Source organism: Bradyrhizobium sp. (assembly GCF_049581145.1).
Taxonomy (GTDB): domain Bacteria; phylum Pseudomonadota; class Alphaproteobacteria; order Rhizobiales; family Xanthobacteraceae; genus Bradyrhizobium.
Map to the genome: position 1 here is coordinate 1 of NZ_JBAURI010001136.1, position 7,423 is coordinate 7,423.

Annotated in this window: 8 protein-coding genes; 1 reads left to right on the forward strand and 7 read right to left on the reverse strand. The window is 64.0% G+C overall.

The genetic code is table 11. The features are described 5' to 3' along the window. Positions 1-68: 68 nt before the first annotated feature. Entirely contained in the window at positions 69-1,328 is a 1,260-nt protein-coding gene (locus tag WCB02_RS36330) for an adenylate/guanylate cyclase domain-containing protein (RefSeq protein ID WP_423966455.1), read from the reverse strand. Positions 1,329-1,442: 114 nt separating this feature from the next. Here WCB02_RS36330 and WCB02_RS36335 point away from each other — a divergent pair, with 114 nt between their 5' ends. Further along, a complete protein-coding gene (locus WCB02_RS36335) occupies positions 1,443-1,637 on the forward strand; it encodes a hypothetical protein (protein ID WP_423966458.1) in 195 nt (64 codons plus the stop codon). Positions 1,638-1,654: 17 nt separating this feature from the next. On the opposite strand, the gene WCB02_RS36340 is transcribed toward WCB02_RS36335, so the two are convergent. The 6 genes from WCB02_RS36340 to WCB02_RS36365 form a co-directional block, all read right to left on the reverse strand. Then, entirely contained in the window at positions 1,655-3,313 is a 1,659-nt protein-coding gene (locus WCB02_RS36340; RefSeq protein ID WP_423966460.1) for an MBOAT family O-acyltransferase, read from the reverse strand. Between the two features lies 1 nt (position 3,314). Then, positions 3,315-4,421, reverse strand: a complete 1,107-nt coding sequence (locus WCB02_RS36345; protein ID WP_423966462.1) for a hypothetical protein — start codon at positions 4,419-4,421, stop codon at positions 3,315-3,317. Continuing rightward, complete coding sequence (locus tag WCB02_RS36350; protein ID WP_423966464.1) at positions 4,408-4,578, reverse strand: hypothetical protein; 171 nt, start codon at positions 4,576-4,578, stop codon at positions 4,408-4,410. The genes WCB02_RS36345 and WCB02_RS36350 overlap by 14 nt, the downstream gene beginning before the upstream one ends. Further along, a complete protein-coding gene (locus WCB02_RS36355; RefSeq protein ID WP_423966467.1) occupies positions 4,562-5,968 on the reverse strand; it encodes a class I adenylate-forming enzyme family protein in 1,407 nt (468 codons plus the stop codon). Before WCB02_RS36355 ends, WCB02_RS36350 begins: the two co-directional genes overlap by 17 nt. Continuing rightward, a complete protein-coding gene (locus WCB02_RS36360; RefSeq protein WP_423966469.1) occupies positions 5,965-6,207 on the reverse strand; it encodes a phosphopantetheine-binding protein in 243 nt (80 codons plus the stop codon). Before WCB02_RS36360 ends, WCB02_RS36355 begins: the two co-directional genes overlap by 4 nt. After that, positions 6,204-7,423, reverse strand: a 1,220-nt coding sequence (locus tag WCB02_RS36365; RefSeq protein ID WP_423966471.1) for an NAD(P)H-dependent oxidoreductase, incomplete at its 5' end; no start/stop codon positions are given. The genes WCB02_RS36360 and WCB02_RS36365, both read right to left, overlap by 4 nt.

A 7,423-nucleotide genomic window follows, 5' to 3' on the forward strand; every position in this document is an offset into this window, starting at 1 on the left:
GCAGTTTTCCGCATACAGGACGATTCTAGTCCAAGGCCAGCTTGACTGAATTTTGCGCCGGAAAGTAGCTAGCTCGCCAGATAGCGCTCGTAGCTGCCGGCCACCGTCTCGTTCGCGGCGATGTCGGGGTCGAGCGTATAGAGATCCTGGGCGCGGCCGATGCCGCGCAGTGCGTAGCGACCGGTCGACACCAGATAACGCCGCCCGGTGGCGTCGAGACCGCTGCGAAATTCCGACGAGGCGAGAAGCTCGCGGTCGATCGAATTGCACATCGAGGCGATGCGGCTCACCTCGTTGACCGCCGGTCCCACCACGGTGAAATCGAGCCGGTCCTCGCTGCCGATATTACCGTAAAACACCTCGCCGATATGCAGGCCGACATAGGCCGAGGTAACCGGACGGCCGTCGGCCGAGCGGCGCGCATTCAACGCGTTCATGTTGAGACGGAAGCGATGCTCGGCGGTCAGCGCCGCCCGCCGCGCCACCGTCATGTCGTCGCCGGTGAAGATCGCCAGCACGCCGTCGCCAATCAGCTTCAGCACGTCGCCGCCGACCTCATGGATCGCCTCGATCGACGCCTCCGCGTAGTCGTTGAGAAACGGGATGATCTCGTCGGGCCCGATGCTTTCCGATATTCTGGTCGAGCCGCGCAAGTCGGAGAACCACAACACCGCCTTGATGCGCTCGGTCACGCCGCGCGAGATGCGGCCGCGCAACACCTGCTCGGAGGCATCGCGTCCGAGATACACCCGTCCCAGCGTCCGCGCGATATCGACCTGCTGGGCCGACTTGATCGCAAGCCCGAGCAGCGGCACGAGGTCGCGCAGCGCTGCGAGCTGGCCCTCGCGAAAACCCTCGGCGCGACGCGTCAACCAATAGGAATAGAAGCAGTCCATCTGGCCGAGCGTGCCGGCCTCGCCGAAGCGATGCACGAAGGCCACGCAATGGCGGTGCCCCTTTTCGGCGAGATCGCTGATCTGGGGAAACTGGCGCGCGGCGCCATCGGCTAGATCGAGCGTCAGCTCGTCGTCGCCGTTTTGCAGCATGTGGTGAAAGGCGGAGCGACGCCAGTTCTTCGCCGCAGCTCCTTCCGCGCTCGAAATGTATTCGAACGTTTCCCTCTCGTTGGTCGCGGTATCGGTCCAGCGGAAGCCGCGCCCCTCATAGATCGGGTGCAGCGTATCGATGAAGGCGAGCGCGCGCGACACATCGAGGCCGCCGGCACGGCAGCGCTCGCAGAAGCCACGAATGAGATCGGTCTCTGGAAGACCTGTGAGCCCCTGGGCAACCAGCCAGTTCATCAGGTCGAGGCGGGTGGCAAGTTCCATGCGCCATTATGCCCTGCAATGCCTCCTGACGAAAGCGGCTTGCTACAGCGGCTTGGACCGGGCGTGCGCCGATTGCCCCTTCCCTTCGCGGGCCATTTCGCGCAAAAACACGTCATGGAAAATGACCCCACTTCGCGGCCAAAAAACTTCAACGAGTTCGTGCGCTGGGCAACCACGCCGCCGCAGGTCTATGTGGTCTATCTGATCGGCCTGATCCTGGTCTGGGTGGTGTCCTTCTACGCCGGCACGCTCAATCCGAGACGGACCTTGAGCCCAACTCCGCCGCCGGTCGCCGCTCCGCAACGGTAGCCGTTTCGCCGCCTTCGCTAGAATCTGAATGCGCCTCGGAGAACGGCGAACGACAATAGATCATTGTCGAAAAGCGTATAGCTCAGCCCAAGCGCGATCCATGACATGGTGAAGGCCCATCCCAGACCAGCTGTCACGACGGCACCGGTGGGTGTGGCGGCAAAGCGCGCCAGCGGCGCTTTCGCGCGGAAGGCCGTGTCGAGGAATTTCAGCGTTGCACCGAGCCCGATCCCGTGATGCAGCGCCCAGGCGGTCCAGCCGAACCCGGGCTGATGCCAGAACCCGATCGTCAGCATCGCGCAGATCGACGCCAGGACAGGCGAACGGGATTCGATGAACGCGGGAAAATAGACCCGCCGCATCACCCAGTTCGACAGCGTCATGTGCCAGGACCGCCAGAAGCGCTGCAGGTTCGATCTCACAAGCGGCAAATCGAAATTCTCCGGCAACCGCCAGCCGAGCGCCCTGCCGGTGCCGAGCGCAAGATCGGTATAGCCGGTGAAATCGAGGTAGATGTACAAGAGCTGTCCGAACAGCATCGGCCAGACGATCTTCGCATGCGCGGATTCGGGATCGATGGCAACAATGCGCGTGAAGTGCAGGACGGCGGGCGCGAGCAGCAGATCCGCCGAGAATTTCTTGATCAGACCGACCAGGCAGCGCGCGATCCCGCTGCCGTAATCGGCCACCGACCAGTTCGCGATCCGCGCCTGCCGAAAGTCCGCGATCGTGGTGATCGGTCCGGCCGCCAGCATCGAGGGATGCAGCATGAAGCCCAGGAACTCGACGGCGCCGATCTGCTTCAGCGTGCGCGCGCGCGCCGCAAACATCACGTCGATCAGACGAATGCTGAAGTAGGACAGGCCGAGCGGCAAGGCGAGCGACGTCGTCTGTCCGAAGGCTGCCGCCGCATGGGGCGCGAGAACCTTGAAATAGAGCAGGACGACGAGGACGAATCCCACAACCAGCAGCAGGCCGGAACGTTTCGGATCTCCGTACGGACCCTTGGCTCGCAGCTCGAGCCTGACGAACAGATATCCGACGGCGAGAAAGGCCGCGATCGCGAGCGCGCTCGCCACCCCCGTGGTCGCGATCCAGGCCGCGCTCAGGCCGATCAGAAGCGGGAGCTCGAGTACGGGTGATTTCCGCCGGATCAGCACGATCAATGGCGCAAGCAGGACAAGCAATGTCAGAAACAACAGCAGCCCGGCAAAACTGGTGGCCGGCGATCGCAGAAGCGATACGGGGCTGAAATCGACCGAATCGATCGTCACCGCGTCGTCCGCAGGATAAAGCGGCAACCGCTCCTCGGGCCTGTTGGCTCGCCAGATCACCTTGCATTGCCACCCGCCCGTCGCTGCTGTCGTGCAATCAGGCTCGCCTCCGGCCAATGTTCTGCCGCCGGGCTCTCCCAGCGTCGCCCGGCCCTCGCGGCCGGCCACCGTGAGGACGCCGACCGTCTGCAGTCCGCCGGTCTCGAGTTCAACGGCCAACGCGTCGTCGTCGACGGCATGAAGGACCGCGGCCTGACCATTGAGGAACGGCTGCCGTTGCAGTTCGCTTCCACCGGGTGACACCGTGAGACGGTCGACATGCAGCCTGGGCTGCCGGCCGGTGGCATCCCCCATCGCAACGACGGCCAGGCAGACCACGATAATGGCGATCAGCCGCAGCATGTCAGCCAGCCACGCCTGGGCTGCACCCCAGCGCGCGCGACACCGCATCGATGAAGACCGGATGGAGTTTTTCGCGACCTTTCGCGACCAGATGCTGAACGTCGAAGAAATCGCTCGTATCGAGGTCCTTGACCCGGCCGCGAAGATCCAGCACCCGGTCCTCGCCGAGTAACCCGATGGCCTCGCGCAAGTCGGCGGAAATGAGCCTGTCGGCTCGCGCGAAGGTCTCGTCGGTCGGCGTGACCACGAATTTCACGTCGGATCGAGGCCCCGTAAAATGATCGACGAAGCGATTGAACCATGTCACGCTGGATCGAAAACGGTCGTGAAAATCCAGCACCCTGGTTGCGATATACTCGCTGGTCTGCCTCAGTTTTTCCGGCCGCGTCCAGACCGGCTCGTGGTAGCTCGAGCGCTCCGGCTGAAATGGATTTTCGGCCGGCGGCCTTTTGACCGGACGATCCGGAACAAGCAGCTGGAGCGGCCGCAATGTTGCGCCAAGACTCTGCTGCCGGGCGATCGAGTCGACGACCCTCTCCAGGCTCCCGACGCGGCCGGTGTGCAGGGCCACGGACCACAGCAGCGAGAATGACGTGGGAAGCCCTGCGGCGCTGTGCGAGAGGTCGGCAACAACGTCGTCATCGTCGAAACTCAGCCGATAGGGATTGAGTCCGACCAGCAACAGCCGTTGGCGACTTGATGGAGCCAGCGCGGCGAGATCCCAGCCTTCGACAAATGTCTGGCTGCTCGAGCCCAGATTGACAAAATGAATGTCGCGCCGGCATTGGCGGGTCAGCTCCTTCGAGACCAAGACGTCGTCCGCCGTGAGTTCGCGAACGGTCGAGCCTCCGAGCAGAACGACGAGTTGGCCGCCCGTATCCTTGAAAGCGCTTCCGGCGTTTTGCAGCAGCAACGGAAAATCGTCTCCGGCCTTCGCGGCCTGCCGGCCGGATGCATAGAGGTTCCAGGATTGCCCCAGCTCGATCCTGAGCGCCAGGAGGACGACGAGAGCAATCACCGAGAGAAATCCGGCCGCACGCGCGGGCGTCTCGATGAACAGCCACGGCAGCCGGCGGATCAGCGGGACAAGCCGTTCAAAATCCGACATAGCGAAACACGGCCGAAGAGACCCCCCGTCGTGCGGTTTCGGCGAGGAGAAGCAACAGCAGACCGACCACCAGGGTCGCCGCGCCGGCGCCGGTCGCGAAATCACGCAGCCTCCGCAGCGAAGCCGGGTGAAAACTCGGATTATTGCTGTCTGGCATAAAGATCCGGAAATTTCTGGAATTGGTGCATCAAGAGTTGCTTGTCGAGCTTGCCGTTCGGCAATTTCGGCAATGTCATTCCTGCGAACAGCGTCATGGACGGGATGCAGCGCGGCGGAAGCTTGCCCCTCACGGCCTGGACGATCGCGGCGCGCGGCGGAAGGCTTTGCAGGTCCGCGCCGGCCACAAAAAGCGCCGGCATCTGCCCCAGCACCGGGTGAATCACCGGCAGCACGCAAAATTCATGCTCGGCCAATGTCGGCTGCAGCGCGAGCTCGATGCTGTGCCGGTCGACCTTTTCCCCTCCCACCTTGAACACATCGTCGCGCCGGCCGCTGACGGTCACCAGACCGTTGCTGGTGATCGCGCCGAGGTCGCCGGTTCGGAATATCGAACCCTCGGTCGGCTCAAAGGCGCCACCAGGCCTCCAATACCCGCACATCAGTGTCGGACCCGTCACGCAGATTTCGCCGGGCTCGTCGGCCGTCTCGGTCGCTGCGATGAACACCTCGAACCCCGGGAGCGGGAAACCGGCGGCGGCTGGATCAAGCTGGCGCTGGTCATGAGACAGCACACAGAGCCGACCCGAGACCTCCGTCAGTCCGTAGATCTTGTGCAGCCTCGCGCCGGGAAAGCGCGCCTCGACCGCGGCGGCCAAGGCCTGTGGCAGGAAGTCGCCCGAGCTGACGATGACCCGCGGACCATCCCCGGCCAACCGCTGGCCGAGCTCCCGGATCTGCAGCGGCGCGCCGCCATAGCCGCCCCTGCCGCCGGCGAACAGCTCAGTTCGCCTGTTCCAGGCGAGGCCGCCGAGATGCTGCACCGAGACCTGATTCGACCAGGCCATCAGCGTATGTGCAAGCGGCGACATCAGCGACATGTCGGCGTCAACCGCCCAGAACTCACAGGAGGACACGCCGACCCTGCTGCCGGCGAGCGCGGCATTGGCGGCAACCCGCCCGAGATGCAGCGCCACGCCCTTCGGCTTGCCTGTCGACCCCGACGTCAGAATGACGATGTCACCGGGCTGCTCGGCCGCGGGCGTCGCCGTCAAACGCTCCACACGCCAATCCTTGGCCAGATCGTCCCAGCGCACGGCCATGGTCGCCGCGGTCAGCTCGGTCAGGGCGGCGAGATCGATCGCCGATGTCCGCCACGCCACCGCCGTGTCGTTGCCGAGCCAGCACCCCGCAATGCCCGCGAGCAGCGCGATCGGATCGTCCGATGGAACGATGACGCGCTGCTTCGCGTTCGGCAATTTGCCGGCCAGCAGGTTCGCGCGAAACAACAACTCGTCCGCCGTGAGGCCGCCGGAGGCGCACCGAAACAGCTCGGTGTCGGAGCGGCGGATTCCGAGCAGCGCCGCGAGAGACCGGGAACTGCGCCTCATCGCTGGGATTTGATCGACGCCAGCTGCAGCGCGAGCATGTCGATCGTCTCGAAGTGGTCAAACTGGATATCGGACGGACCGAACGAACAACCCAGGCGGCCTTCCAGGGCCAGGATGACCTGCACCATCGCCATCGAGTCCAGGAGCTCGCCGAGCGCGGTTGCGCCGGTCAGCGCGGTTGGGGACTCGATGAACGGACTGACGACGTCGATGACAAGCGCCTCCAAATCATCCGTCATGGCTGGTTCAATCCGGTTATCATCAAGCCAAGGCGACTGCGCGCCGTCGCGTCGTGATCAGCCAGCCGCCGCCTGATCGTGTCAGCCGTATTTCCGGAAGCTCGCTCTTCGCGCGCCTTTGCGGCCGATATCTGGTAGCCGACCGGACGATATTCGACGCCCCCTTTGCCGTGGAGGTACCGCCCGAGGACGAGTTCGCGGCTTCGCGCCAGGAACAGATCGCTCTGTCTGGCAACCGCTGCCGCATTCACCACGCGACCATCGCTCTCGAACGCCAGAATGGGCCGGTTGAGCACGGTGTGATGCCGGATCATCGAACCCGCCATCCGGATGTGAAGATGCTGAGCGGCCTCAATAGGGCTTACGACAAACGGAGCCACGAGCAGATCCTCGAACACGTAGTTGTCGCGTCGAAGATAGCGGGTCCGCTCCATGAACTGCTGATAGACCGACCTTGTCGTTGACGGATCTTCGCAGCAATAGGCCCCGATCAGGATCGCATCCGCATCCAGCAATTCGCCATGGTGTTTGACAAAGAAATCGTCCGCGGCGGTGACGATGCAGCGATAGTCCCGGCCGTCGCCGGGCTGCGTCGGGCAAATCTCGCACGCCAGGCAGCGGACAACCTCGTGGTTGACCGCGTCAAAAATCCTGACGTTCACCGAGGGATGGCGATCGTGGAGGTCCTGCGCCCAATCCCGGAAATAGCGATGGCCGCGCCCGTCGCGATCGTCCTGCACCAGCCAAAGCTGGACCGACAGCTTGTCCGTGAGGCCGGCGCCGTTTCCGCGCAAGGATTTCATCGCCGCGATCCGGGCCACCCTGCGCCCGGTGCCGATGCAGGTTTCAAGGCCGTATGGGTCCGATGCAAACGTTCCGATATCGCCTGCCTTTGCGGTCCCGCCATACTGCGCGGTGGTTTCATGGCCGTTTCCGACCGCCAGGAGCCCGATGTTGAGCATGTCGAGCATCTGGTAGATCAGCGTCGTTTCCTGACCGCCGTTTCGCTTGGCGCCGACCGCAAGTCCCCCATAGATCTTGCCCGCCATGTCCCGCGTCAGGCTCGGATCCGATGCAACGAAGTCGAACAGGCTTTGCACCAGCGAGCCGCGGTCGCCGAAATAGACCGGACTGGAAACGATGATGCCGTCCGCGGCGCGAAGCGCGGCAGCGAGGCGCTCCGGCTCGCGCACCGGCCCATTCGGCGGGAAATGTT